This window comes from Mycobacterium sp. JS623 (assembly GCF_000328565.1).
In the GTDB taxonomy this organism is placed as follows: Bacteria; Actinomycetota; Actinomycetes; order Mycobacteriales; family Mycobacteriaceae; genus Mycobacterium.
In genome coordinates this window covers 2,149,252-2,173,239 of the sequence record NC_019966.1, presented here as the reverse complement: position 1 = coordinate 2,173,239, position 23,988 = coordinate 2,149,252, and the positions used below count along the sequence as shown (strand labels likewise).

Annotated in this window: 24 protein-coding genes; 11 read left to right on the top strand and 13 right to left on the bottom strand. The window is 66.2% G+C overall.

The window, feature by feature from the left end:
- Nucleotides 1-37: 37 nt before the first annotated feature.
- The 5 genes from MYCSM_RS10545 to MYCSM_RS10525 all read left to right on the top strand — a co-directional run bounded on the left by MYCSM_RS10545 (nt 38) and on the right by MYCSM_RS10525 (nt 4,813).
- Nucleotides 38-1,279 carry a glycosyltransferase family 4 protein gene (locus MYCSM_RS10545; RefSeq protein WP_041311759.1) on the top strand — a complete coding sequence of 414 codons (1,242 nt, stop codon included), beginning with the start codon at nt 38-40 and terminating at the stop codon, nt 1,277-1,279.
- A gap of 175 nt (nt 1,280-1,454) precedes the next feature.
- Complete coding sequence (locus MYCSM_RS10540; protein WP_015306137.1) at nt 1,455-1,877, top strand: Hsp20/alpha crystallin family protein; 423 nt, start codon at nt 1,455-1,457, stop codon at nt 1,875-1,877.
- A gap of 337 nt (nt 1,878-2,214) precedes the next feature.
- A complete protein-coding gene (locus tag MYCSM_RS10535) occupies nt 2,215-2,595 on the top strand; it encodes a J domain-containing protein (protein WP_041311756.1) in 381 nt (126 codons plus the stop codon).
- Between the two features lie 75 nt (nt 2,596-2,670).
- Nucleotides 2,671-4,056, top strand: coding sequence for an MFS transporter (locus tag MYCSM_RS10530; RefSeq protein WP_015306136.1), 1,386 nt, complete (start codon nt 2,671-2,673; stop codon nt 4,054-4,056).
- The gene (locus tag MYCSM_RS10525; RefSeq protein WP_015306135.1) at nt 4,049-4,813 is read left to right on the top strand and encodes an ArsR/SmtB family transcription factor; all 765 of its coding nucleotides are present in this window, start codon (nt 4,049-4,051) and stop codon (nt 4,811-4,813) included. The genes MYCSM_RS10530 and MYCSM_RS10525 overlap by 8 nt, the downstream gene beginning before the upstream one ends.
- Nucleotides 4,814-4,891: 78 nt before the next feature.
- Here MYCSM_RS10525 and MYCSM_RS10520 read toward each other — a convergent pair whose 3' ends face one another.
- On the bottom strand, nt 4,892-5,629 hold the full coding sequence (locus MYCSM_RS10520; RefSeq protein ID WP_015306134.1) for an acyltransferase: 738 nt from the start codon (nt 5,627-5,629) through the stop codon (nt 4,892-4,894).
- 81 nt (nt 5,630-5,710) lie between these two features.
- On the opposite strand from MYCSM_RS10520, the gene MYCSM_RS10515 reads away from it, so the two are divergent.
- On the top strand, nt 5,711-7,006 hold the full coding sequence (locus MYCSM_RS10515; protein WP_015306133.1) for an outer membrane protein assembly factor BamB family protein: 1,296 nt from the start codon (nt 5,711-5,713) through the stop codon (nt 7,004-7,006).
- Between the two features lie 3 nt (nt 7,007-7,009).
- On the opposite strand, the gene MYCSM_RS10510 is transcribed toward MYCSM_RS10515, so the two are convergent.
- The 9 genes from MYCSM_RS10510 to MYCSM_RS10470 form a co-directional block, all read right to left on the bottom strand.
- Nucleotides 7,010-7,693 carry an esterase gene (locus tag MYCSM_RS10510; RefSeq protein ID WP_015306132.1) on the bottom strand — a complete coding sequence of 228 codons (684 nt, stop codon included), beginning with the start codon at nt 7,691-7,693 and terminating at the stop codon, nt 7,010-7,012.
- Nucleotides 7,694-7,761: 68 nt separating this feature from the next.
- A complete protein-coding gene (locus MYCSM_RS10505) occupies nt 7,762-8,907 on the bottom strand; it encodes a class I SAM-dependent methyltransferase (protein WP_015306131.1) in 1,146 nt (381 codons plus the stop codon).
- 18 nt (nt 8,908-8,925) lie between these two features.
- Nucleotides 8,926-9,930, bottom strand: coding sequence for a class I SAM-dependent methyltransferase (locus tag MYCSM_RS10500; RefSeq protein ID WP_015306130.1), 1,005 nt, complete (start codon nt 9,928-9,930; stop codon nt 8,926-8,928).
- Between the two features lie 10 nt (nt 9,931-9,940).
- Complete coding sequence (locus tag MYCSM_RS10495; RefSeq protein WP_015306129.1) at nt 9,941-10,588, bottom strand: enoyl-CoA hydratase; 648 nt, start codon at nt 10,586-10,588, stop codon at nt 9,941-9,943.
- A complete protein-coding gene (locus MYCSM_RS10490) occupies nt 10,585-11,460 on the bottom strand; it encodes an NUDIX hydrolase (RefSeq protein ID WP_015306128.1) in 876 nt (291 codons plus the stop codon). Before MYCSM_RS10490 ends, MYCSM_RS10495 begins: the two co-directional genes overlap by 4 nt.
- Complete coding sequence (locus MYCSM_RS10485) at nt 11,457-12,326, bottom strand: ABC transporter ATP-binding protein (protein ID WP_015306127.1); 870 nt, start codon at nt 12,324-12,326, stop codon at nt 11,457-11,459. The genes MYCSM_RS10490 and MYCSM_RS10485 overlap by 4 nt, the downstream gene beginning before the upstream one ends.
- 76 nt (nt 12,327-12,402) lie before the next feature.
- A complete protein-coding gene (locus tag MYCSM_RS10480) occupies nt 12,403-13,035 on the bottom strand; it encodes a nucleoside/nucleotide kinase family protein (protein ID WP_015306126.1) in 633 nt (210 codons plus the stop codon).
- Entirely contained in the window at nt 12,986-13,681 is a 696-nt protein-coding gene (yczE, locus tag MYCSM_RS10475) for a membrane protein YczE (RefSeq protein WP_015306125.1), read from the bottom strand. Before yczE ends, MYCSM_RS10480 begins: the two co-directional genes overlap by 50 nt.
- On the bottom strand, nt 13,674-13,877 hold the full coding sequence (locus MYCSM_RS10470) for a hypothetical protein (RefSeq protein WP_015306124.1): 204 nt from the start codon (nt 13,875-13,877) through the stop codon (nt 13,674-13,676). Before MYCSM_RS10470 ends, yczE begins: the two co-directional genes overlap by 8 nt.
- A gap of 12 nt (nt 13,878-13,889) precedes the next feature.
- Here MYCSM_RS10470 and yczR point away from each other — a divergent pair, with 12 nt between their 5' ends.
- Nucleotides 13,890-15,335 carry a MocR-like transcription factor YczR gene (gene yczR, locus MYCSM_RS10465; RefSeq protein WP_015306123.1) on the top strand — a complete coding sequence of 482 codons (1,446 nt, stop codon included), beginning with the start codon at nt 13,890-13,892 and terminating at the stop codon, nt 15,333-15,335.
- On the opposite strand, the gene MYCSM_RS10460 is transcribed toward yczR, so the two are convergent.
- From MYCSM_RS10460 to ctaD, 3 genes are all read right to left on the bottom strand, one after another.
- On the bottom strand, nt 15,332-16,261 hold the full coding sequence (locus tag MYCSM_RS10460; RefSeq protein WP_015306122.1) for a histone deacetylase family protein: 930 nt from the start codon (nt 16,259-16,261) through the stop codon (nt 15,332-15,334). The genes yczR and MYCSM_RS10460 overlap by 4 nt on opposite strands.
- Before the next feature lie 64 nt (nt 16,262-16,325).
- Nucleotides 16,326-17,561 (bottom strand): phosphoserine phosphatase SerB, encoded by a 1,236-nt coding sequence (serB, locus tag MYCSM_RS10455; RefSeq protein WP_015306121.1) that lies wholly within the window; start codon nt 17,559-17,561, stop codon nt 16,326-16,328.
- 16 nt (nt 17,562-17,577) lie between these two features.
- Nucleotides 17,578-19,323, bottom strand: a complete 1,746-nt coding sequence (ctaD, locus tag MYCSM_RS10450) for an aa3-type cytochrome oxidase subunit I (RefSeq protein WP_015306120.1) — start codon at nt 19,321-19,323, stop codon at nt 17,578-17,580.
- Between the two features lie 170 nt (nt 19,324-19,493).
- On the opposite strand from ctaD, the gene MYCSM_RS10445 reads away from it, so the two are divergent.
- The 4 genes from MYCSM_RS10445 (at nt 19,494) to MYCSM_RS10430 (ending at nt 23,958) form a co-directional block, all read left to right on the top strand.
- Nucleotides 19,494-20,591 (top strand): iron-siderophore ABC transporter substrate-binding protein, encoded by a 1,098-nt coding sequence (locus MYCSM_RS10445; protein ID WP_015306119.1) that lies wholly within the window; start codon nt 19,494-19,496, stop codon nt 20,589-20,591.
- 10 nt (nt 20,592-20,601) lie between these two features.
- A complete protein-coding gene (locus MYCSM_RS10440; protein WP_015306118.1) occupies nt 20,602-20,877 on the top strand; it encodes a YciI family protein in 276 nt (91 codons plus the stop codon).
- A gap of 163 nt (nt 20,878-21,040) precedes the next feature.
- A complete protein-coding gene (locus MYCSM_RS10435) occupies nt 21,041-22,090 on the top strand; it encodes an NAD(P)-dependent alcohol dehydrogenase (RefSeq protein WP_015306117.1) in 1,050 nt (349 codons plus the stop codon).
- Nucleotides 22,091-22,359: 269 nt separating this feature from the next.
- Nucleotides 22,360-23,958: an APC family permease gene (locus MYCSM_RS10430; RefSeq protein ID WP_015306116.1), complete on the top strand. Its 1,599-nt coding sequence runs from the start codon at nt 22,360-22,362 to the stop codon at nt 23,956-23,958.
- Nucleotides 23,959-23,988: the final 30 nt, after the last annotated feature.

Below are 23,988 nucleotides of genomic sequence, written 5' to 3'. Positions count from 1 at the left end.
TTGGGGTCCTTCGCAGCTTGCGCGTGGGCCCGCGCCGATGAAGGTTTTGATGGTGTCGTGGGAGTACCCGCCGGTGGTGGTCGGCGGGCTCGGCAGGCACGTCTACAACTTGGCGACGGCACTCGCGGCAGACGGCCACGAGATCGTCGTGCTGAGCCGTCGGCCCAGCGGAACCGACCCGAGCACACATCCGTCGACCGACGAAATCGCCGAGAACGTACGGGTTATCGCCGCAGCGCAGGACCCACACGAGTTCGACTTCGGCGCCGACATGATGGCGTGGACGCTGGCGATGGGGCATTCGATGGTCCGCGCCGGCCTCGCCATCAACGACCACCGCAACCGACAGTGGCGCCCCGACGTCGTGCACGCTCACGACTGGCTTGTCGCACATCCCGCGATCGCGCTCGCTGAATATTTCGACGTTCCACTGGTTTCCACGATCCATGCCACTGAGGCCGGTAGGCACTCGGGCTGGGTGGCGGGTCCGATCAGCCGCCAGGTGCACGCCGTCGAATCCTGGCTTGTTCACGAATCCGATTCGCTCATCACATGTTCGCACTCGATGAGCGATGAGATCACCGAGCTCTTCGGGCCCGGCCTCGTCGAGACCCGCGTCATCCGCAACGGAATCGATGCGACGCTATGGCCGTTCGCGCGACGCCAGCCCCGAACCGGCACAGCGCAGCTGATGTACCTGGGCCGGCTCGAGTACGAGAAGGGCATTCACGACGCGATCGCGGCCCTTCCTCGCATCAGGCGTGCACACCCCGGCACGACCTTGACCGTCGCAGGCGACGGCACGCAGCTCGACTGGCTGGTCGAGCAGGCGCGAAAGTACAAGGTGCTCAAGGCCACAACGTTCGTCGGCAGGCTTGACCACGCCGAGCTCGTCAAGCTGCTACACAGCGCCGACGCATGCGTATTGCCCAGCCACTATGAACCGTTCGGCATCGTCGCGCTCGAAGCGGCGGCCACTGGCATCCCGCTCGTCACGTCCAACGTCGGCGGACTCGGCGAGGCGGTGATCAACGGGCAGACCGGAATGTCGTATGCCCCCCGCGATGTCGCAGGCATTGCTGCTGCGGTATGCGCAGTGCTCGACGACCCCGACGCCGCTCAGCGGATGGCAGTCGCTGCCCGCGAGCGACTCACCTCCGACTTCGACTGGCACACCGTCGCCAACGAGACCGCGCAGGTGTACCTGGTCGCCAAGCGCCGCGAACGCGAACCGCACCGGCGTCGCGTCATCGTCGAGCACCCGTTGCCTGACCGCTGACTTCCCGGCAGGCCGTTGTGCGACGAAACCGGGTGCGCGGATCGGGCACTCGATTGCTCATTCAACTGGTCATCCAATCCGTCGAAATCTGTCCTTGCACGGACCTACCCGCAGTGCTATATAGAAATCTATGTCAGATCACACAGATGATCTGCGGGTTGAGAAGGAGGTGGAGATGATGTTGATGCGTACCGATCCGTTCCGTGATCTCGACCGCTGGACCCAGCAAGCGTTCGGTACCGCGGCGCGCCCGGCAGTGATGCCAATGGACGCTTGGCGCGAGGGCGAGGAATTCATCGTCGAGTTCGACCTGCCGGGCGTGACTGAAGACTCGCTGAATCTCGACATCGAGCGCAATGTGTTGACTGTCCGTGCAGAACGGCCCGGGCTGAATCAGGATCGGGAGATGGTATCGGCGGAGCGGCCGCGCGGAGTCTTCAGTCGCCAGCTGTTCCTCGGCGACAATCTCGACGCCGACCGGATCCAAGCCAGCTACCACAACGGAGTGCTCCGGCTTTCCATCCCGGTCGCCGAGAAAGCCAAACCACGCCGCATCAAGATTGCCAGCAGCGACGAGAAGACATCTATCAACGCCTGACCAGAAGGGCCGGGCACCGGCGACCGAACGGTCTCCCCCGCAGTCGAGCGGGGTCTTGCTGAAAGGTGCTGTCCAGCAACGGAGGTGATGCCATCGACGATGAGCACAAGCCGGCAGTGACACGAGCACGGTCCAAACGCCATCAATCACTGTGGATCTGCGCCAGACGCAGCGTCGCGTACTCGACCTGCGCGCGCACCGCCACCGTCAGTGGCACGGTGGAGTTGGGCTGTGCGTGATGTCACTGCGCAGCCGGGCCCGCGCGCTGATCGGTCGACCCACCCGCGGCGGGCCCCGGCCGCATGCAGCGGATTGAGTTCTGGCGCGGAGACGGCGGATGACTGGACATTCCAATCCCTATGCAGTGCTGGGTGTGACACGCACGGCCACACCGGCGGAGATCACGCACGCCTTTCGCGCCAAGCTGCGGTCCCTCCACCCCGACACTCGTTCTTCCGGTGTTGGCGACGCTGAGCTGCGAGAAGTTCTCACCGCCTACGGGCAACTGCGTGACCCCGGCCGCCGCGCCGAATACGATCGCGCGGCCGCGGTGGCTCCCCCGCGACCGCCGTCGCCCGATTCGGGCCCTGTGGCTCCGACATGCACGCGCACGAATTCCGTTGGACCAGTTCAGATTCCGGTCACTCATCGCCGCACCGACCAGTCGCCGCGCGCAGAGCGTCCCTTGTGGGCGGGGCCGGTGCGCCGACATCTCTGAGCTCAAACGCTTGACGCTGCCGCCGATGAAATAGTTCGACTGGGATCGAATCATTCCGGGCATACGTTCGGGTGCATGGACACGAAAAGGTTCAACCTCAACACCGCGTTGACCCTGATCGCCGCCTATCTGGGACTCTTCGTCGGGCTGATCGACGCCAACGCAATCAACCTCGCACTTCCCGCCATCCGTGACGACCTCGGCGGCGGCATCTCGGGCGCGCAGTGGACCATCGACGCCTACAACATCACCTTCGCCGCTGTCCTGCTCACAGCCGGATCGCTGGGCGACAAGTTCGGCCGCCGCACACTGTTGCGCCTTGGGCTAGTGACCTTTATCGCTGCGTCACTGGCCTGCGCGCTGGCTCCGTCATTGCCGTTGCTGCTGGCCGCCCGCGCCATCCAGGGTGTAGGCGCGGCAGTGATGTTGCCGCAGGGCCTGGCCATCACCGCCGCAGCTTTCCCCAGTCCGGTCGAACGCGGCAGGGCGACGGCGGCATGGGCAATGGCCGCCGCCATGAGCACGGCCATCGGGCCCATCCTCGGCGGCGTGCTGACCGACAGCCTCGGCTGGCGCTACATCTTCTGGCTGAACGCGCCCGTCGGCGTGCTCGCGCTGCTCATGTCGTACCGCTATCTACCCGAATCCCGTGACCCGGACGCAGCAAGGTTCGACGTCCCCGGCCAGACGCTGGCGATGCTCGGCCTCGGCGCGCTGACCATCGTCCTTGTCGAAGGCCGGACCATGGCACCCGCGTGGACAGCCGCTCTGGCCGTCGCCGCCGTCGCAGGGATCGCCGCATTCATCTGGAGCCAGCGCCGAGTCCGCCATCCGATGTTGCCGCTGGATCTGTTCCGCAACAGCCGACTGGTCGCCGCGCTGTTCGCCACATTCACCATGACGTCCGGCATCTACGGCCTGCTGTTGGTGAATAGCTTTGCGTTCCAACAACAACGGGGCGCGAGCGCGGTGGCCACCGCGTTGTGGTTCCTACCGATGCCGGTGACGTATCTGGTGTTGATCCCCGCGGTCAACGCGCTGGCCCACCGGACCGGCCCGCGCCTGCCGATCAGCGGCGGACTCGCACTGATGGCATCGGGTATGGCGCTCTACGCCGCGGTCGGGCCGCAGGCCGACGTGTGGCTAATCGAGCTGTCGTTCGTCCTCGCCGGTGCGGGCCTGGCACTCACCACCGGGCCGGCGGTCGGGCTGGCAATGTCGGCGGTGCCCGTGCAACGAGCGGGTCTGGCGTCCGGCGTGGTGAACCTGGCGCGGCTGGTGGGTATCACTGTCGGTGTCGCGGCGCTGGGCAGCGCCATGGCCGCGATCGGAGGCGCCGACGGAGCACGCGCGGCGACGATGCTGGGCGGGTTGGTCCAGCTGATCGGCGCCGCGGTCGCGCTGGCCTGGGCGCGTGCAGAAGCACCAGAGCTGGAGAAAGAGGAGGTCAGCCATGCGTAACGCTGCCGAGCTGCCGACGGGCGGTGACGCCGACATTGCCGCGGTGGCCTCGCTGCTGGCCGACCCGGCCCGGTGCAAGGTGCTGCTCGCGCTCGACGACGGACGCGCGCTGCCGGCCAGCGTGCTCGCCGACGAAGCCGGCATCAGTAGGCCGACCGCCAGCAGTCACCTCAACAAGCTGACCACCGCCGGCCTGTTGACCCTCGAGAACCACGGCAGGCACCGCTATTACCGGCTGTCCGGTCCTGAGGTCGGCGAGCTGCTGGAGCGGTTGGGACGCCTCGCGCCGTCGCGTCCCGTCCGATCGCTGCGCGAAGCCACCCGTGCGGCGCGGCTGCGCTCGGCCCGCACCTGCTATGACCATGTCGCGGGCCGTCTCGGGGTGGCCGTCATGGGCAGCCTGCTGGACCGCGGGGCGCTCGTCGGCGGCGACGGACGCTATGACCCGCAGCGCGACGGCCACGACTCACTGAGCAAGCCTGGCCACGACGTGCACTACGAGCTGACCGAATCCGGCCGCGACTTCCTCACCGGCGTCGGTGTCGAAATGCCAACGGGCAAAAGGCCTCTCGTGCGCTACTGCGTGGACTGGACCGAGCAGCGCCACCACCTATCGGGTGGACTGGGGCGTGCAGTGTTCGATCGCTTTCTGTCCGCAGGTTGGGTGAAACGTGTGCCACGTGGACGTGCGCTCACCGTCACCGACGACGGCCGCACTGCCCTTGCCGACGTGTTCGACATCGACTGGAGCGTCTAGCGACCGCCGAACGACCGCTATTGCAAGCGGTTTAGCGGCGTGTCGTCGTACAGACACGGTCACTCGCGGCAAGTTGAGCTAGCGGGCGGCCTTCTTGCGTTCGATGTCCGCCAGCGCCGCTGCCAGTTCCGCGCGCTGGGCAGCCGATGTCTCCCACGCCAATTGGCGGTTCTTGACGACCTTGGCAGGGGCGCCGACGGCGATCGAAAAGTCAGGGATGTCCCCCTTGACCACAGCGTGCGAACCGAGCACGCAGCCGCGGCCGATCGTCGTGTTGCGCAGGATGGTCACCTTCGTGGCGATCCAGGTGTCCGGTCCGATCCGCACCGGACCCTTGACGATGCCCTGGTCCTTGATCGGCACATTGATGTCGTCCATCCTGTGGTCGAAATCGCAGACGTAGACCCAGTCCGCCATCAGCACCGAGTCGCCCAGCTCGATGTCGAGGTACGTGTTGATGACGTTGTCACGGCCGAGCACGACCTTGTCGCCGAACCGCAGCGAGCCTTCGTGGCAGCGGATCGTGTTCTTGTCGCCGATGTGTACCCAGCGACCGATCTCCATCGTCGCCAACTCGGGCGTGCACTGAATTTCGACGCCCTTACCCAGGAACACCATGCCGCGCGTGATGACGTGCGGGTTGGCCAGTTTGAACTTCAGCAGCCGCCAGTAGCGCACCAGATACCACGGCGTATAGGCCTTATTCGCGATCACCCACTTCAACGAGGCGAGGGTCAGGAAGTTGGCCTGGCGCGGATCACGCAGCCGGGACCCCCGCCAGCGCTTGTGCAGCGGCGCGCCCCACATCGTCGTCATGGCCGGAAAGCCTACGCGAGGGCTCACACCCGCAACGGTTACCCTCACGTGGACCGAACGGTAGGAATCAGAAAGGATCCAGTGTTCCGGCGATTGATCGTGCTGACGTCAACGGCGCTGATCACGGGTGTGTTGGCCGGTTGCGGAACCACCGATTCCTGGGTCGAGGCGCACGCCGCCGACGGCTGGCCCGCGCAGTACGGCAACGCGGCGAACAGCAGCTACGCGGCGGTCGGCGGCGCGGGCGCTCTGCGACTCGAGTGGCGACGCTCCGTCAAGGGTGACTTGGCCGCGCAGGCGGCGCTCGGATCGGGCAGCTACATGGCGATCAATGCGCAGTCGGCGGGCGGATGCTCGCTGATGGTCTGGGAGACCGACAACAAGGCCCGCCAGCGCTGGTGCACTCGGCTCTGGCAGGTGCCGGGAACCGGAAGCCCGCTGTCCAGTCCTCTGTTTGATGGGTTCGACAACCTCTACGTCGGCCAGCCCGGCGCCATGCTGTCATTCCCGCCGACGCAATGGATTCGGTGGCGGCAGCCGGTGATCGGAATGCCCACCACGCCAAGGATTCTCGCGCCGGGGCAGCTGCTGGTGGTGACACACCTCGGCCAGGTGCTGGTGTTCGAGGCACACAACGGTCGCGTCCTCGGCACGCTGGACCTGGTCAACGGTGTCAATCCAACCGACTCCAATCGAGGACTGGCCGACTGCCAACCGGCGAGGCGCGGCTGCCCGGTGGCCGCGGCGCCTGCGTTCTCGTCCGCCAACGGAATCGTCGTCGTCAACCTGTGGGAACCCGACGCGTCCGCACCGGTGCTCGTCGGACTTCGCTACCGCGCAGGCGATCCGCCGTCGATCACCCGCGAGTGGACAACCGATGCGGTGGGTCAGGGCCCGATCTCTAGTCCCGTGCTCTCCGCCGACGGGTCGACCGTCTACGTCAATGGCCGCGACCAACATTTGTGGGCACTGAACACGGCCGACGGCAAGCCGAAATGGTCGGTGCCGCTGGACTATCTGGCGCAGACGCCGCCGTCGGTGACGCCAGACGGGTTGATCGTGGCTGGCGGCGGCCCCGGCGCCAAGCTGACCGCTGTCCGCGACAAAGGCGATCACGCCGACGTGCTGTGGACCCGCGACGACGTCGCCCCGCTGTCCACGACAAGTCGCGCAGGCGACGGCGTCGGCTACACCGTCGCCAAGGACGGCGACACCGGCCAGGCGCTACTGGTGTTCGATCCGCGCGACGGCCACACCCTGAACAACTACCCGCTGCCGCAGGCGACGGGCTGGCCGGTCGGCGTTTCAGTCGGCCATGACCGCCGCGTGGTCACCGCCACCAGCGACGGCCAGGTCTACGGCTTCGCGCCCGAATAGCAGCTACGCCAACAGCGCCGCGACCGTCGCGCGCGGCACCTTCGCCTCGACGGGACCCGCGGACTCCGCGAACAGCTCGCCCTGACCGAAGAAGAACAGCACCGAGTCATCCGTCAACGCGAAGTTCTGATACTTGGCCGCGTCGAGACCGATGGCAGGCGAAATGCCGTCGATCAACCCTTGCTGCTTTTGCAGGTACTGCTCGACGGCAGGAAAAATCACGTCGAGCGGCTTGCTACCGGGCTTGAACAACGTGTCGAAGGTGATCGGTGCCTTCTTGCCGACGTCCCAATTGAACGACTTGTACCAGGTTTGCGGGTGCGAACCGCCCACGTTCTGCCACATGGTCAGCACCACGCTCTGCGTGCCGCCGGTCGGCGGCCCGGAACGGTATCCGGCTCCCTTCGCATCGAGTTCGTAGGGCAGGTTGTAGGACCCCGGCATCTCCGAGACGTTGACGAAACCGTCGCGGGTCTGCGTCAGATAGGCCGTCAGCGCCTGCTGGTCGGGATAGTCGTTGGGAAACGTGATGTCGAACGTGTACGTGGAGTTCGAAGCGTGCACCGTGCAGACTCCGTCGGGGCCGACGGTGCCGCTCAGATCGGCGCACGCGGACTGCGCCGCAGCCGGCACTGAGCAGGCCAGCAGACCGGCGACGAGAATCGCAGCCACCCTGAGAATGCGCATCGTCGGACGTCCTTGCGAGCCGGCACCGGCTTCGGCACCGGCGCATTGATTCCAGCGTACGTGGCTTGTCATCGCGACGGACGACAAATGAATGCCGTTGCCCGGCTTGCCGCCCCGGATCCGATGCGGGTAATGACGACCGACACCGATTGTGTTCCGCGTAGCCGCAGCCGTGTCCGCAACGCGTCGGGGTCGACGTCGACTCCGCGCACCAGGATCTCGACGGCTCCGATGTCACGCGCCGAAAGCGCCTGGCGCAGTCGCCGTTCGCTGAAGCGGAGCTCGTCGAGCACCTCGAACCCGCGCACATTGTCGGGCAGCCGATCGCCGGACAGGTAGGCGATCTCGGGGTCGAGTTGCCACAGCCCGTGCCGGGCGGCGTAGTGCCGCACCAGACCTGCGCGCACCACCGCGCCGTCGGGATCGACGATCCACCGGCCCGCGGGTGCTACCGGGCAGTCGGCGGGGTCAGCGTCGGTGACGACTTCGTCGTTGTCGAGCATCGTCGCCCGACGGGTCACCTCGCTGAGGCCGACCGACCACAGGCAGGCCTCGCGCACGCTGCCCGCAAGTGAGGTGACCTCGATCTCCCCGCGAAACCCCAACCGCGACAGCTCGCTGAAATCGATTCCGGGAGCACACTTTACGACCAGGTTGCGACCGCGGTACACGTCGAGTAGCGCGTCGAGGGCAGGCGTGTAGTCAGCCGGGTTGAAGCGACGCCGCCCCCCACTGCGGCGGGCAGGATCGATGAGGGCGACTGCGTCACGAGTGACTGGCCGCAGCGCATCGGCGCGACACACGTCGACGCCGGGAACATTGTGCGCAGCCATCGCCACCCGAACGGGATCGATATCGCTGCCGACGACGTAGGCAGCCGAATGCTGTAGCGCCGCAAGCTCGGTGCCGATTGAACAGGTCGCGTCGTGCACGGTCAGGCCGACCAACCGCCGCGCCCTATGCACCGCTACCGGTTCCGCGGTGGCCTGCTGCAGCGCCTCATCGGTGAACAGCCACCGTGATGCGTCGGCGAATTTGGCTGCCGCCCTTCGTCGCAACAGCGTGGTTTCCACCAGGACGGGGGCGCGGTCCCCGAAACGGTCACGCGCTGAGGCGATATCGGAAACTAGCGTCGAATCGGTCAGCCGAAACCCGTTGACCTCGCCCAGGTCCCGGATACCCGCGTCGGAGCGCAGGTAGGCGACGGCTTCAATATCGAAGAGAGGCGACGCTCAATCTCCTGACGGCTTGACCCCGGTAACCATGACGTTGTAGTACCAGCTCTTCGGCACCACACGGCGCCACAGGTTGTGGTCGACCCAGCTCAGCGTGATCCAGCTGTGGAAGGCGAATTTGGCGTAGCCCCAACCCAACCGGCCGGGCGGCACAGCTGCTTCGAGCGTGCGCAGCGGCCAGCCCAGCATCGCGGCAGTGAATTCCGTTGTGGCTGTCGACACCTCAACCGCGCCGGCATTGCGGGCCATCCGCTCCAGATCGTGGGGATTGAAAGTGTGCAGGTCGACGATCGCCTCCAACGCTGCCGCACGCGACGACTCGTCGAGCTCGGCCTGCGGGCGGCGCCATCCACCCAGCCCCGGCAGCTTGGTCACGTTCGTCACCGCTCGCCAGGTCAGAGTCGACAGCGGACGGGCGTAGTTCTCCCCCGCGTTGGTCGGCTCGCCTGCGAACACGAAACGGCCACCCGGCTTCAGCACGCGAACGACCTCCTGCAGCGACAGCTCGACATCGGGGATGTGGTGCAGCACGGCGTGGCCGACCACGAGGTCGAAGGTGTCGTCCTCATACGGGATGCCCTCGGCGTCGGCGACGCGACCGTCGATTTCCAGCCCGAGGTTCTCGCCGTTGCGGGTGGCCACTTTGACCATGCCCGGCGACAGATCCGTCACCGACCCGCGCCGCGCGACACCGGCCTGAATCAGGTTCAGCAGGAAGAATCCGCTACCGCAGCCCAGCTCCAGCGCCCGGTCGTACGGCAGCTGGCGCAGCTCGTCGGCGGGCACGGTGGCGTCGAACAGATCGCGGGCGTAGTCCACGCAGCGCTTGTCGTAGCTGATCGACCACTTGTCGTCGTAGCTCTCGGCCTCCCAGTCGTGGTACAGGACCTGGGCCAGCTTCGAGTCGTGGCGGGCGGCCTCGACCTGCTCCGCGGTGGCGTGCGGATTCGGAGCCGGCTGGCCGGCGACATCGGAGAGAGTGCCGGATTCCTTCGAAGTCATGAAGGGCAGCCTAAACGCCGAAGGATGCCTTGGCGGCAGCCAGTGCCCGCGGGGAATGGTCAAGGAAGCGCTTTGCCCAGGCCACCGCGGCGTCGAAGACGCCGTCGGGCGCAACCATCTCGTCGATCAGACCGAGGGCCAGCGCCTCCTTGGCGTCGACGAACCGCCCGGTGAACACGAGGTCTTTGGCCTTGCTCTCGCCGGCCGCGCGGGCGAGCCGGGCGGTGCCGCCCTGTGGCACCCGGCCCGCCAGGATCTCCGTCGCGCCGAACTTCACGTTGTCTCCTGCCACCCGCCAGTCAGCCGCCAGCGCCAGGTTCAGCCCACCGCCGAGCGCGTAGCCCGTGATGGCGGCGACGGTCGGCTTCGGGACGGCTGCCAATGCGTCGACGGCATCGCGGCACACCCGCGCGGCAGCCTCGGCTTCGGAACCACTCAACGTGCTCAGCTCGTGCATGTCGTCGCCGGCGGAGAAGATCTCGTGGCCGCCGAACACGATGACGGCGCAGATATCGTCGCGGCCACCGAGGTCGCCTGCCGCAGAGATGATTTCGCGGTACAGCTGGCGGGTCAGCCCATTGCTGGGCGGTCGGGACAGCAGCAGCGTCGCGATGCCGGGCTGGTCATCGCTGGTGTGGATGGAGACGAACTCGTTCATGACTTGTCGACGTAGCCCTGCGGTGCGCGACGGTTGCGCGCGGCGTTGTAGCGGTCGCTGTTGAAGAACTCGATCTCCCAGTTGCCGGTGTCCTTGTTGGCGGCGAGATGCGGTTCGACGGGCACGATCTGACGTTGCACCGCAAGCACTTCGGCGACCGTGCGGCCGTTGAGCGAGTCCAGCTGTGTCCAGGTGGGCGGCAGCAGAAACGTCTTGCCTTCAGCGAATTCGTCGAGCGCGGCCTGCGGCGTAGTCCAGAACGCGCGGTCGGTTTCGGTGTTGTCGCCGTCGGCGCGTTGCCCCTCGGGCAATGCCCCGACAAAGAAGTACGTGTCGTAGCGGCGGGTGCGCTCTTCCTTCGGTGTCACCCAATTCGCCCATGGCCGAAGCAGATCCGCGCGCAGCACCAGCTTCTCCCGTTGCAGGAACTCCCCGAACGACAGCGACCTATCTTCGAGCGCGGCGCGCTCGGCACGGTAGATCGACGCGTCGCTGACGATGCCGTCCGGATCGTCGGCGGGCCCGGCGAACAGCACGCCGGACTCCTCGAACGTCTCGCGCGCGGCCGCGCACACCAACGCCTCAGCGAGATCCGGTGCGACACCGAACCTCTCGGCCCACCAGCCGGGGTCCGGGCCGAACCACGCGATGTCGGCATTGCGATCGCGGTCGTCTACTCCGCCGCCGGGGAACACCATCACGCCCGCGACGAACTCCATCGCGGAGTGCCGCCGCATCAGGAATACTTCAATTTCCCGGGCGAGGCCCGGGCCCTTATCGCGCACCAGCATCACCGTGGCCGCCGGCCGCGGCACTAATGGATCTGGGGTTTGGGCCCCAGTCGCTTCGCTCCTACCCTCCGGCACCGTCATTCTCGTCTCCTATGCGCCGCCCTGCTGCGCGTGCGACGAGCGAAGTAGCGTCCGTCCACCACCTCGAGGGCGATGGACTGCCCGAACGCCTTCGACAGGTTCTCAGACGTCAACGTGTCCGACAGCAGGCCGGAATCGACGACCTTGCCCTCCGACAGGATCAGGCAGTGCGAGAACCCGCGCGGGATCTCCTCGACGTGGTGGGTGACGAGGACTAGTGCCGGAGAGTCGGGATCGCCGGCCAGATCCTCGAGCCGCGCCAACAGCTCCTCGCGCCCGCCGAGGTCGAGCCCTGCGGCGGGTTCGTCGAGCAGCAGCAGTTCGGGGTCGGTCATCATCGACCGGGCGATCAGCACCCGCTTGCGCTCGCCTTCGGACAGGGTCCCGTAGGTGCGGTCGGCGAGGTGTTCGGCGCCCACGCTCTCGAGCATGTCGATCGCCTGGTTGTAGTCGACGTCGTCGTACGACTCCCGCCACCGGCCCAGCACCGCGTAGCCGGCGGAGACGACTAGGTCGCGCACCAGTTCACCGTCGGGGACGCGCTGCGACAGCGCGGAACTCGAGAGCCCGACCCGCGAACGCAGTTCGGACATGTCGACACGGCCGAGCCGCTCGCCCAGCACGAACGCCGTGCCCGACGACGGGTGCTCCAGCGCGGCCGCGATCCTCAGCAGTGACGTCTTGCCTGCACCGTTCGGCCCGATGACCACCCAGCGTTCGTCGAGCTCGACCGCCCAGGTGACGGGCCCGACCAGGGTCTGTCCACCGCGTCGCATAGAGACTTTGGCGAAGTCGATCAGCAGGTCGGGGTCGGCTGCATCTGCTTCGGCGTCGGCCACCCGACCATCGTGCCGTACTCGACACATGTCGCGTTCTGCGGGTCGTCCTCGTGAGTTGTATGCGTTTTGTTGCTGGTCAGCGCTGCGAACTGCACACAAATCGCTACCCGGTGACGATGACGCGGTCAGCCTTCGACGCCGTGCGCTCCACCAGTTCGGAGTTGCGTTGGTCAGTGGTGGCTACCCAGGCGCGGGCCTCATGCGGAGACTTGCCGTACTGGATATGACGCGCCACAAGACGCTCCACTCGCATGGTCTCCTCGCTCGCGACGAACCAGACGGCGTCCATGGCGCGACGCGCCTGCACCCACTGCGGATCGTCAAGCAGCAGATAGTTGCCCTCGGTGACGACGAGCCGCGCCGACGGCAACACGACCAGCGCGGCGGCCAGCGGCTGTTCCAGCACGCGGTCGAAGCCGGGCACATACACCGGCTCGTCGACCTCGCGGCGCACCCGCTCGAGCAGATGCGCGTAACCGGCCGCGTCGAAGGTGTCCGGGGCCCCCTTGCGGGCCAGTGCGCCGATGCGGTCGAGCTGGGCATCGGCCAGGTGGAAACCGTCCATCGGGATGTGCGCGACCCAGTCGTCGCCCTTGATCGCGCGGATGCGGCCAAGTAGCTCGTCGACAAGCGTCGACTTCCCGGCGCCCGGGCTGCCCGCAATGCCCAGGATGGCGCGCGACGAATCAGACGCCAGCGCGATCGCGTCGCGAGTCAGCTGCTCCGCTATCGCCATCCGTCGAGTATTGCGCGCCCAAGTCGCTCGCCTCGGCCACGGAAGCCCAACCGCTGACCGCGAGCACCCGCTTCGGCGTGATGCGCAGGAACAGTTGCACCAGCGGGCCGATGCCCAACGCGTACAGCACGGTGCCGACGCCGACCGTTCCGCCGAGAAGCCAGCCGACGGCCAGCACAGTGGCCTCGATCGACGTGCGGACCAGCCGCACCGAAAGGCCAATGCGCACGACCAATCCGGTCATCAGACCGTCGCGCGGACCCGGGCCGAGCGCGGCGCCGATGTAGAGGACCGTGCTCAACGCGTTGAGCACGACCGCGCCCACCATCATCGCGCTGCGCACCGGAAGCGCCGTCGGCGTGGGCAGCAGCCAAAGCCCGGCGTCGACGGTGATCGCGATCACGATGACGTTGGCGATCGTGCCGATGCCGGGGCGGTTGCGAAGCGGGATCCACGCCAACAGCACCGCAACACCGACCACTGCCGACGCGACACCGATGGTCATCCCGGTGTGTCTAGACAACCCCTGGTGAAACACGTCCCACGGGTCCAGACCTAGCCCGGCCCGCACCATCACCGCCATCGAGAAGCCGTAGCCGCAGAGGCCGACTAGTAGAGCCAGGCCGCGCAGGGTGGCTTTACGCATGGTGAGGAAAGCGGATCCGGATCAGATCTAATTCCCGACGGATGCGTTCGGCGTCACGGTCGACGAACTCGGCCGGCATGGTTTCCGCCGGCTGGAAGAACCGGGCCAGCGGCCGGGCCACTTTGGAAGTCCAATTCATGGTCATGACCCGATAATCCGGCCAACTGGCTTGCTTCTCAATATCCAGTTGCCGCATACTGGCCTGCAAATGTCGATTGAAATGGGAGCCAGAGCGCTCGATGAGGACCTGTTGGCTCGCGAGCTGGGGAACTGGCGCACGTCCAGTCGCAGCGGGCCGGCGTACCTGGGGCTGGCGGATGGCATCCGGATGTTGATCGTCGACGGACGCCTGCCCGTCGGCGCGCGACTGCCGAGCGAGCGGGCGCTCGCCGATTCGCTGCGCGTCTCCCGAACCACGGTCACCGCTGCGTACACGCAGTTGCGCGAAGACGGCTACCTCAACGCGCGGCGCGGAGCGCGCAGCACCACCGCGCTGCCCGTCTCCGGCGGCACACCCGTCGCGGCCCCAGCAGCGGCCACGGCCAGCCTGGCCGAAGCAACGCTGGCCGCCCCGGTCGGCCCGATGATGGACGCCTTTTCGGACGCGGCCCGCGACGTGATGCCGTATCTGCATGACATTGGCGTCGAGCTGGTCGGCGTCGCCCCGTTGCGCAAGGCGATCGCCGAAAGATATTGCGCCAGAGGCCTACCCACCGAGCCCGACGAGATCATGGTGACGACCGGCGCGTTACACGCGATCGGGTTGATCCTGGCGACCTACGCCCAACCTGGCGATCGCGTACTGGTCGAGCAGCCGACGTACCACGGCGCGTTGTCGGCGATCATCACCAGTGGGGCGCGACCGGTGCCCGTGGCGATGGCCGATGACGGCTGGGAACTCGACGCGCTCGACGCCGCGGTTCGTCAGCTCTCACCGCGTCTGGCCTACCTGGTCGTCGATAATCACAACCCGACGGGCATGACGCTTTCCGAAGACGGCCGCAGGCGCCTAGGCGCCGTCATCGCCGAAACCCGCACTCGCACAATCATTGACGAAACGATCGCCGACATGTGGCTGGACCGGCCGGTCCCCGCGCCGATGGCGGCTTTCATGCCGTCCCGGCGAGATCTTGTGTTGACCATCGGGTCAGTGTCGAAGTCGTTCTGGGGCGGCCTACGCATCGGCTGGATCCGCGCGGAGCGCAGCACACTGGCGACGATCGCCGCGGTGCGCCCGTCGATCGATATGGGAACCGCAATCGTCGAACAGCTTGCCGCGGCACGGCTGTTCGGCATGGCCGACGACCTCTTGGCCGAGCGCCGCGAGATTCTGCGTCATCGCCGCGCACTGCTGAGAAGGCTTCTGCGTGAACATCTTCCGGACTGGTCGGCCGGTGAAAGCCACGGCGGAATGTCGCTGTGGGTGCGGCTGCCCGCGCCAACCAGTTCGGCACTGTCGGCAGCGGCTTCGCGGCTTGGGCTGGTCATCCCGCCCGGCCCCCGGTTCGGCGTCGACGGCACGCTCGAGAGGTTCATCCGAGTGCCCTACACCCTGCCCGACGACCGGTTGGCCGAGGCGGTGGAGTTACTGGCTCGCGCCTGGCACAGCGTCACCGGTACCGCTGCGCCGGAGCCGACCGCGCTGGTCGTCTAACCCTTCATCAGTTCGCCGACGTGGGCGCTCACCGAATCAGCAAGGCCTACAAGGTCGTAACCACCTTCGAGCACGGCTACCAAGCGTCCGTCGCAGTTCTTCTCCGCCGACTCCATGATTGCCCGTGTCACCCACGCGAAATCGTCGGCCGTCATCTGCAACGAACCGAGCGGGTCGCGCTCATGCGCATCGAACCCGGCGGAGACGATGATCAGCTCCGGACTGAAGGCGTCCAACGCAGGCAGGATTCTATCCTCGAAGGCTTCGCGGAGTTCCGCGCCGCCATCGCCTGCCGCGAGTGGCGAGTTGAAGATGTTGCCCACACCCGTTTCGCGGACTGCCCCCGTGCCGGGGAACAACGGCATCTGATGTGTGGAGGCATAGAGCACGCTGGGATCGGAGTAGAAGATCTCCTGGGTGCCGTTGCCGTGGTGAACGTCGAAATCGACAATTGCCACTCGCTCGAGACCGTGGTGGCGTTGTGCATGTCGCGCACCGATGCTGATGTTGTTGAACAAGCAAAACCCCATCGCCCGTTCGGTTTCCGCGTGGTGGCCCGGCGGACGGCATGCGACGAAGGCGTTCTGCACTTGCCCGCTGCACACCTTGTCGACGGCTTGCACCGTCGCACCGACACCGCGCAGCACCACCTCCCACGTCGACGGCTCCATCATGGTGTCGCCGCCGTCGAGATAGACGTAGCCGGCGTCGGGCCGGACGGACTCGAGGCCGTCGACGTAGCGGTTGCTGTGCACGTAGCGCGTCGTGTCGAGGTCGGCGAGCTCAGCCTCCTCGCGCATCAGCGGTTCGAATTCGGGCCGGCCGAGCACCGACTCCACCACCCGATAGCGGTCGGGCCGCTCCGGATGGCCGTGTGCGGTCTGATGATTGGCAAAACACGAATGATGCAGAAGCAGGGTCGTCATTGAGAATCCCTTGTCGAATACTGTATGCAAAGCCTAGCGTATGTCGAGAACCAAGCCCAGGTTTTTACTCGTTTTCAGGAATCTCGACCCGGCGGACTACCCCGTCGCGCGAGTCGGCCGCCTCGATTTCACCGCGTGTGATGCCAAGCAGGAACAGCACCGTGTCCAGGTACGGATGGCTCAGCGATGCGTCGGCGACTTCCCGCAGCGCGGGTTTGGCGTTGAACGCCACTCCCAGCCCCGCGGCCGACAGCATGTCGATGTCGTTGGCGCCGTCGCCGACAGCCACGGTCTGTTCCATCGGCACCCCGGCCTGGGCGGCAAAGTCCCTCAGCGCCTTGGCTTTTCCGGCGCGGTCGATCACGGGGCCGATCACGCGACCCGTCAGCTTGCCGTCGACGATCTCGAGCTCGTTGGCCGCGACGAAGTCCATCTTCAGCTCGTGCGCGAGCGGGTCGATGACCTGGCGGAAACCGCCGGACACGATGCCGCAGTGATACCCGAGCCGGCGCAACGTGCGCAGCGTGGTGCGCGCGCCCGGCGTCAACTCGATCTGCTCGCCGATATCGTCGAGCACCTCGGCGGGCAGCCCTTCCAGCGTTGCGACCCTGCGGTGCAACGACTCTGCGAAGTCCAGTTCGCCGCGCATCGCCGCTTCGGTAACGGCCGCGACGGCCGCCTCCGCGCCTGCACGGGCGGCGAGCATCTCGATGACCTCACCCTGAATCAGGGTGGAGTCGACGTCAAAGACGATGAGCCGCTTGGCCCGTCGCGACAGGCTGTAGTCCTCAAGGGCGATATCGACACCCTCATCGACCGCGACCCTGGCCATTGCGGCCTGCAGCCGTTCGTATACGCCGTTCTGCGGCACCGACACCCGTAGCTCCAAACCCGTTACGGGATAGTCGGAAACGCCTCGGATGAAATCGATGTTGACGCCGCGGGCCGCCAGTTCGCGGGCCACCACGCCGAACGATTCGGCGGTGATCGGCCGGCCGAGCACAACGATGGTGTGCGTCGAGGGTTCTCGCATCACCGGCAACGAGTCGCTGCGCTCAATCGTCACGTCGAGGAGACCGATGCCGTGGATGGCGTCCTCCACCTCGCGGCGGAGCTCGGAACCGCCTGCCACGTCCTGCGGGCCGACTACAAGGACGCCCAGCGTCAATCGGCCGCGGATGACCACCTGTTCGACGTTGAGGAGCTCGACCTTGTGCCGCGACAGCACCTCGAACAGCGCCGAGGTGACACCTGGCTGATCGTGTCCGGTGACGGTGATGAGCACCGACACCTTTGACATGCTCACCGCCGGAGTGTCAGGTGCGGACGTGCTCGTCGTCCAGCCGCGTCACGTCACCGTCGTCGGGGCCGTGCGCCCGGCCGACGTGTGCCTCGGCGCGCATCCGATCTACCATGTGCGGATAGTGCAGTTCGAATGCCGGCCGCTCCGAACGGATTCGGGGCAGCTCGGTGAAGTTGTGCCGCGGCGGCGGGCAGCTGGTTGCCCACTCCAGCGAGTTGCCGTAGCCCCATGGGTCGTCGACCATGACCGGCTCGCCGTAACGCCAGCTCTTGAACACGTTCCACACGAACGGGATGGTCGACACCCCGAGGATGAACGCGCCGATGGTCGAAACGACGTTCAGGGTGGTGAACCCATCGGTCGGCAGGTAGTCGGCGTAGCGGCGCGGCATGCCTTCGTCACCCAGCCAGTGCTGCACCAGGAACGTGGTGTGGAAGCCGATGAACGTCAGCCAGAAGTGCAGCTTGCCCAGTCGCTCGTCGAGCAGCCGGCCCGTCATCTTCGGGAACCAGAAGTAGATGCCCGCGTAGGTGGCGAACACGATGGTGCCGAACAACACGTAGTGGAAGTGCGCCACAACGAAATACGAGTCGGTGACGTGGAAGTCGATGGGCGGGCTGGCCAGCAGCACGCCGGAAAGACCGCCGAGCAGGAACGTGACGAGGAAGCCGACCGAGAACAGCATCGGCGTTTCAAACGTCAACTGGCCCTTCCACATCGTGCCGATCCAGTTGAAGAACTTGATACCCGTGGGCACCGCGATCAGGAACGTCATGAAGGAGAAGAACGGCAGTAGCACGGCGCCCGTCGCGTACATGTGGTGCGCCCACACCGCGACCGACAGCGCCGCGATCGACAGCGTGGCGTAGATCAGCGTGGTGTAGCCGAAGATCGGCTTGCGCGAGAACACCGGGAAGATCTCGGTGACGATGCCGAAGAACGGCAACGCGATGATGTACACCTCGGGGTGGCCGAAGAACCAGAACAGGTGCTGCCACAACAACACACCGCCGTTGGCGGGGTCATAGATGTGCGCACCGAGGTGACGGTCGGCGGCCAGGCCGAACAGCGCCGCGGTCAGCAGCGGGAAGGCCAGCAGCACCAGGATCGACGTCACCAGGATGTTCCAGGTGAAGATCGGCATCCGGAACATGGTCATGCCGGGGGCGCGCATGCAGACGACGGTGGTGATCATGTTGACGCCACCGAGGATGGTGCCAAGACCACCGACGGCCAGGCCCATGATCCACAGGTCACCGCCCGCACCAGGCGAGTGGATCGCGTCGGTCAGCGGGGTGTAGGCGGTCCAGCCGAAGTCGGCTGCGCCGCCGGGGGTGATGAAGCCGGCGATCGCGATCGTCGCGCCGAACAGGAACAGCCAGAACGAGAACGCGTTCAGCCGGGGGAACGCCACGTCGGGCGCGCCGATCTGCAGCGGCAACACTAGGTTGGCGAATCCGAACACGATCGGCGTCGCATAGAACAGCAGCATCACCGTGCCGTGCATGGTGAACAGCTGGTTGAACTGCTCATTGGACAGGAACTGCAGCCCCGGCAGCGCCAGCTCGGTGCGCATGAACAGCGCCATCAGCCCGCCGATGAAGAAGAAGATGAAGCAGGCGACGCAGTACATGATGCCGATCAGCTTGTGATCGGTGGTCGTCACCAGCTTGTAGACCAGGTTGCCCTTCGGGCCGAGGCGGGCCGGAAACGGACGGCGAGCCTCGAGTTCTCCGATTGGGGGCGCTTCGGCTACCAACAGGTCCTCCAAACATCCAGTCGGGACATACCCCGCAGTCTTGTTCCGAATCCTATCTCTCGGCGGCCCCGGTGTCGGCATGGGTCCTACAAACTGTCGTAAATGCACAGCGACATCGGAGCCTGGCGGCCTGACCAGCAGCGAGCAGCCCGGATGTTACCGTCGGCGGCGTGCTGATCAGCGGGCGGCGAGTAGGCATCGTCAGCGCCTCCACCGCCGTGTTCACCGCCGTCGTGGTGACGCTCGCAAGCGGTTGCGGATCCCAGAGCGCACCGTCGCAATCGGAGGAACAGTCGGTCATCACCAGCACCACCAAGATCGCTAGCGCGGGTGTGCTCGGCAACCAGCGCAGGCCCGACGAATCGTGTGCTCCCGACCCCGCGCCTCTCGATCCGGGCCCGCCGGATCGAGAGGTTCGTCACGCGGCGGGCACCACCACCGTGCGGGCCGACTCGCAGCGCATCGTCGTGCTTTCGGGCGATCAGCTGGACGCACTGTGCGCGTTGGGCCTGCAGTCGCGCATCGTCGCGGCCGCGCTGGCCGACGGCTCGAACAGCCAGCCGTCATATCTCGGCAAGGTCGTGCACGATGTGCCCGGCGCCGGCTCACGCAGCCAGCCCGACATGCAGGCGATCAAGGCGGCCAACCCCGATCTCATCCTCGGCTCGGCGGCGCTGACGCCGGACGCCTATCCGCAGCTGACCGCGATCGCGCCGACGGTGTTCACCGGCCCGCCGGGTGCGAAGTGGGAGGACAACCTGCGCACCGTCGGCGCGGCGACCGGACGGCTCGATGCCGCCAACGGTCTGGTCGACGGCTTCGAGAAGGACGCCGACAGGACAGGCGCGGACAACGACGCCACCCACTTCCAGGCGTCGGTGGTGCAGTTCACCGATACCACGATGCGGGTGTACGGAGCGGACACGTTCCCGGGCAGCGTGCTGGGCGCCGTCGGCGCGGATCGCCCTGCGGCGCAACGCTTTACCGACAAGCCGTATATCGAGATCGGTATCACCGACGCCGAGATGGAGGAGTCCCCCGACTTCTCGGCCGCCGACGGTGACATCGTCTACATTTCGTTCGCCTCGGCCGCGGCCAGGGACCGCGCGCCGACAGTGCTGGGCAGCGACGCGTGGAAGAAGTTGTCAGCTAATCGCGATAACCGAGTGTTCGCGGTCAACAACGAGGTGTGGCAGACCGGCGAGGGCATCGTCGCCGCGCGGGGCATACTGGCGGACCTGAAGTGGCTCAACGCCCCGATCAACTAATGTCGCGCACGTGATCCACGTCCTGAAGTCGACCTACCTGCAACCGCCGGACGTCGTCGAGCAGACCCGTCCCGCCCATCTGGAGTTTCTGGCGGCCGAAATCGAGGCGGGCAACCTGATTCTCGCGGGGCGTCAGGAGGACGGATCCGGAGGTGTTCTCATCACCGCCGATATCTCTGCCGAAAATGCCCAGGCGCTGCTTGATCGCGATCCCTACGTACAGGAGGGCGTGGCCCGATACGAGCGGACCACGTTCAACGGCGCGTTCCGGGCGCCCGGCCTCTAGGGTCCAACTCACAGGCGGAACCGGGATTAAGGCCGTCAGGTCAGCCGTTGTCTCCTGTGGGCCGCACTGTTGCGGCTAGTTCGCTGAATCCATCCAGCTTCCGCTAATTCCTTAGCACTTGCTGTGAAGACACCAAACTGTGAAGACACCAAAGAGGATCGTGATGAGCACTGTTACCGCGTATGCCGCAACGTCGGCCACTGAACCATTGACCAAGACCACGATCAACCGCCGCGATGTAGGGCCGCACGATGTTGCGTTCGACATTCATTTCGCAGGCATCTGTCACTCCGACATTCACACCGTCAAGGCCGAATGGGGTCAGCCCAACTACCCCGTCGTCCCGGGCCACGAGATCGCTGGCATCGTGACCGAGGTCGGCTCCGAGGTGACCAAGTACAAGGTCGGCGACCGCGTCGGTGTCGGCTGCTTCGTCGACTCCTGCCGTGAGTGCGACAACTGCAAGGCCGGCCTCGAGCAGTACTGCACGGGCGGCGGCATGGTCGGCACCTACAACGCCTTCCTCAAAGACGGCGAGCCGACCTACGGTGGCTACAGCGGCGCCATCGTCGTCGACGAGAACTACGTGTTGCGGATCCCCGACAGCGTCCCACTCGACGCCGCCGCACCGCTGCTGTGCGCGGGCATCACGCTGTATTCGCCTCTGCGGCACTGGAATGCGGGCCCCGAAAAGCAGGTCGCGGTCATCGGCCTCGGCGGCCTCGGCCACATGGGCGTCAAGCTCGCGCACGCGATGGGTGCCCACGTGACGGTGCTGAGCCAGTCGCTGAAGAAGATGGAGGACGGGCTGCGCCTCGGTGCCGACGAGTATTACGCGACCAGCGACCCGGACACCTTCGCCAAGTTGGCAGGTCGCTTCGACGTCATCCTGAACACCGTGTCGGCGAACCTGAACATGGGCGACTACCTCAATCTGCTTGCCACCGACGGCACGCTGGTCGAACTGGGCATCCCGGAAAAGCCGATGCCGGTGCCGGTCTTCCCGCTGGCCGCTGGCCGGCGCAGCCTCTCGGGCTCGATGATCGGCGGCATCGCTGAGACGCAGGAGATGTTGGACTTCTGCGCCGAGCATGACGTGCGCCCCGAAATCGAGGTAATCACACCCGATTACATCAACGAGGCATACGAGCGGGTGCTCGCCAGCGACGTGCGATACCGCTTCGTCATCGACACCTCTTCATTGCGCGCCTGATCGGCGCGTCGGTGCCGCAGACCCGTCAGCGGTGAGGTGGCGCACTAGCTCTTTGATCTGGTCCTCGGTTAGCGGGTTGCCCGCAACGACGTGGTGGTCGCGCAGCCAGTGTTGGTGCTGCGTCCTGCCTTCGCCACGAACAACAACCATGCAAGTTGGTACCGACAGGTGTCTTCCGGTTGTCGAGTCGATCTCGAGGTGCGAAGCTCACTACGGACTGCGGCGTCGCAGGCCGCTCACGCACTCTGATCCGAACCAGGAGGCCCGCGGTGGCAACTGAATCCGCAGCCGTCGAGACAACCGCTCCGCCGTCGGCAGGCCTCAAGAAGGGGGCCGTCGGCATCGTTGCGGTCATCTTCATGGCCGTCGCCAACGCGGCGCCGATCACGGCGATGACCGGCAACGTGCCGATCGCGGTCGGGTTCGGCAACGGATTGGGCGCTCCGGCGGGCTTCCTGTTCGCGACGATCGTGTTGACGGTCTTCGCGCTGGGCTACGTCGCTATGGCGAAGCACATCACCACCACGGGTGCGTTCTACGGCTTTATTTCCCACGGACTGGGCCAGGTATGGGGCATGGCCAGCGGCCTGCTCGCCACGTTCGCCTACGTGATCTTCGAGGGTTCGCTGATCGGTGGCTGCGCGTATTTCGCCAATGACGCGGTGAACACCATCACGGGCGTGAACGTCCCGTGGCTGGTTTTCGCCATCGGTGCGATCGTGATCATTGCGGTGCTCTGCCACTTCCACATCAGCCTGACCGCGGCGATTCTCGGCGTGACTCTGGTGTCCGAGGTGTGCGTGCTGCTCGCGCTGGCGTTCTCGGTGATCGTCAGGGGCGGCGGCCCGAACGGGTTCATGCTGAACCAGACGGTGCTGCTGAACAACGCGTTCGAGAGCCTGCCCGCCGGAGCATTCGGCACCGCGGCGGCTGCCGGGTCGATGGCGATCGGTCTGTTCTTCGCGTTCTGGTCGTGGGTTGGCTTCGAGACGACGGCCGTCTACGGCGAGGAGTCGCGCAACCCGAAGAAGATCATCCCGAGAGCCACCCTGATCGCGGTGATCGGGCTTGGACTGTTCTACACCTTCATCTCGGCGATGGTCGTCGCGGGCAACGGCGCGAAGACATCGATCGAGACGTCGATCAGCGCATCGCCACTCGACCTGTTCTTCGGGCTGGTGAAGACCAACCTCGGCAGCGTGCTACTCGATGTCTACAAGATCCTGCTGGTCATCGGATCGTTCGCATGCGCGCTGGCATTCCACAACGCGGCGTCTCGTTACCTGTACGCTCTTGGCCGCGAAATCCCTTCTAACGCAATGCGTTCCACCGTGGGCTCGACGCACGCCAAACATGGGTCGCCCTCTATCGCCTCGGCGGTGCAGGCGGTGATCACGCTGGTGATTGTGCTGTTGTTTGCAGGCTTCACCGCGGTGCAGGTGCCCGACGCCAACGGCGTTCCGGTGGACACCCCGTCGCTGGTCCCCTACACCAACATCTACGGCCTGCTGGCGCTGATCGGCACGGCGGCGATCCTGCTGGTGCAGGCCATCTGTTCCGCGGCCGTGATTTGGTACTTCTGGGTGCGAAAGACCCACCGCGGCAACGTGATTACCACGTTGATCGCGCCGCTGATCGGCGCGGTGGCGATGCTGTACGTGGTGTGGCTGCTGTGGGACAACCGCGCTTTCGCGGCGGGTTATGCCGCCAACTCGCTGGTGTTCAAGGCGGGCCCGTACATCATCCTGGGGGTGTTCGCGCTCGGGTTGGCCTACGCGGCGTGGATGCGGTTCGCCAAGCCGGAGGCGTACGCGGAGATCGGCCGCACCGTCATCGAAGACGCCCACGAGCGAGTCGAGACTACGTAACGAGAGCAGACGCAGAAGGCCCCGACGCGC

Bases quoted from the DNA above. Each gene is read 5' to 3' on its own strand.
- yczE (WP_015306125.1), bottom strand. From the start codon at position 13,681: ATGCGTAAAGCCACCCTGCGCGGCCTGGCTCTACTAGTCGGCCTCTGC.
- MYCSM_RS10530 (WP_015306136.1), top strand. From the start codon at position 2,671: ATGGACACGAAAAGGTTCAACCTCAACACCGCGTTGACCCTGATCGCC.
- MYCSM_RS10535 (WP_041311756.1), top strand. From the start codon at position 2,215: ATGACTGGACATTCCAATCCCTATGCAGTGCTGGGTGTGACACGCACG.
- MYCSM_RS10525 (WP_015306135.1), top strand. From the start codon at position 4,049: ATGCGTAACGCTGCCGAGCTGCCGACGGGCGGTGACGCCGACATTGCC.
- MYCSM_RS10490 (WP_015306128.1), bottom strand. From the start codon at position 11,460: ATGACGGTGCCGGAGGGTAGGAGCGAAGCGACTGGGGCCCAAACCCCA.
- MYCSM_RS10520 (WP_015306134.1), bottom strand. From the start codon at position 5,629: ATGACGACGATGTGGGGCGCGCCGCTGCACAAGCGCTGGCGGGGGTCC.
- MYCSM_RS10435 (WP_015306117.1), top strand. From the start codon at position 21,041: ATGAGCACTGTTACCGCGTATGCCGCAACGTCGGCCACTGAACCATTG.
- MYCSM_RS10510 (WP_015306132.1), bottom strand. From the start codon at position 7,693: ATGCGCATTCTCAGGGTGGCTGCGATTCTCGTCGCCGGTCTGCTGGCC.
- MYCSM_RS10470 (WP_015306124.1), bottom strand. From the start codon at position 13,877: ATGCGGCAACTGGATATTGAGAAGCAAGCCAGTTGGCCGGATTATCGG.
- serB (WP_015306121.1), bottom strand. From the start codon at position 17,561: ATGTCAAAGGTGTCGGTGCTCATCACCGTCACCGGACACGATCAGCCA.
- MYCSM_RS10495 (WP_015306129.1), bottom strand. From the start codon at position 10,588: ATGAACGAGTTCGTCTCCATCCACACCAGCGATGACCAGCCCGGCATC.
- MYCSM_RS10500 (WP_015306130.1), bottom strand. From the start codon at position 9,930: ATGACTTCGAAGGAATCCGGCACTCTCTCCGATGTCGCCGGCCAGCCG.
- yczR (WP_015306123.1), top strand. From the start codon at position 13,890: ATGTCGATTGAAATGGGAGCCAGAGCGCTCGATGAGGACCTGTTGGCT.
- MYCSM_RS10545 (WP_041311759.1), top strand. From the start codon at position 38: ATGAAGGTTTTGATGGTGTCGTGGGAGTACCCGCCGGTGGTGGTCGGC.
- MYCSM_RS10480 (WP_015306126.1), bottom strand. From the start codon at position 13,035: ATGGCGATAGCGGAGCAGCTGACTCGCGACGCGATCGCGCTGGCGTCT.
- MYCSM_RS10540 (WP_015306137.1), top strand. From the start codon at position 1,455: ATGATGTTGATGCGTACCGATCCGTTCCGTGATCTCGACCGCTGGACC.
- MYCSM_RS10460 (WP_015306122.1), bottom strand. From the start codon at position 16,261: ATGACGACCCTGCTTCTGCATCATTCGTGTTTTGCCAATCATCAGACC.
- MYCSM_RS10485 (WP_015306127.1), bottom strand. From the start codon at position 12,326: ATGTGTCGAGTACGGCACGATGGTCGGGTGGCCGACGCCGAAGCAGAT.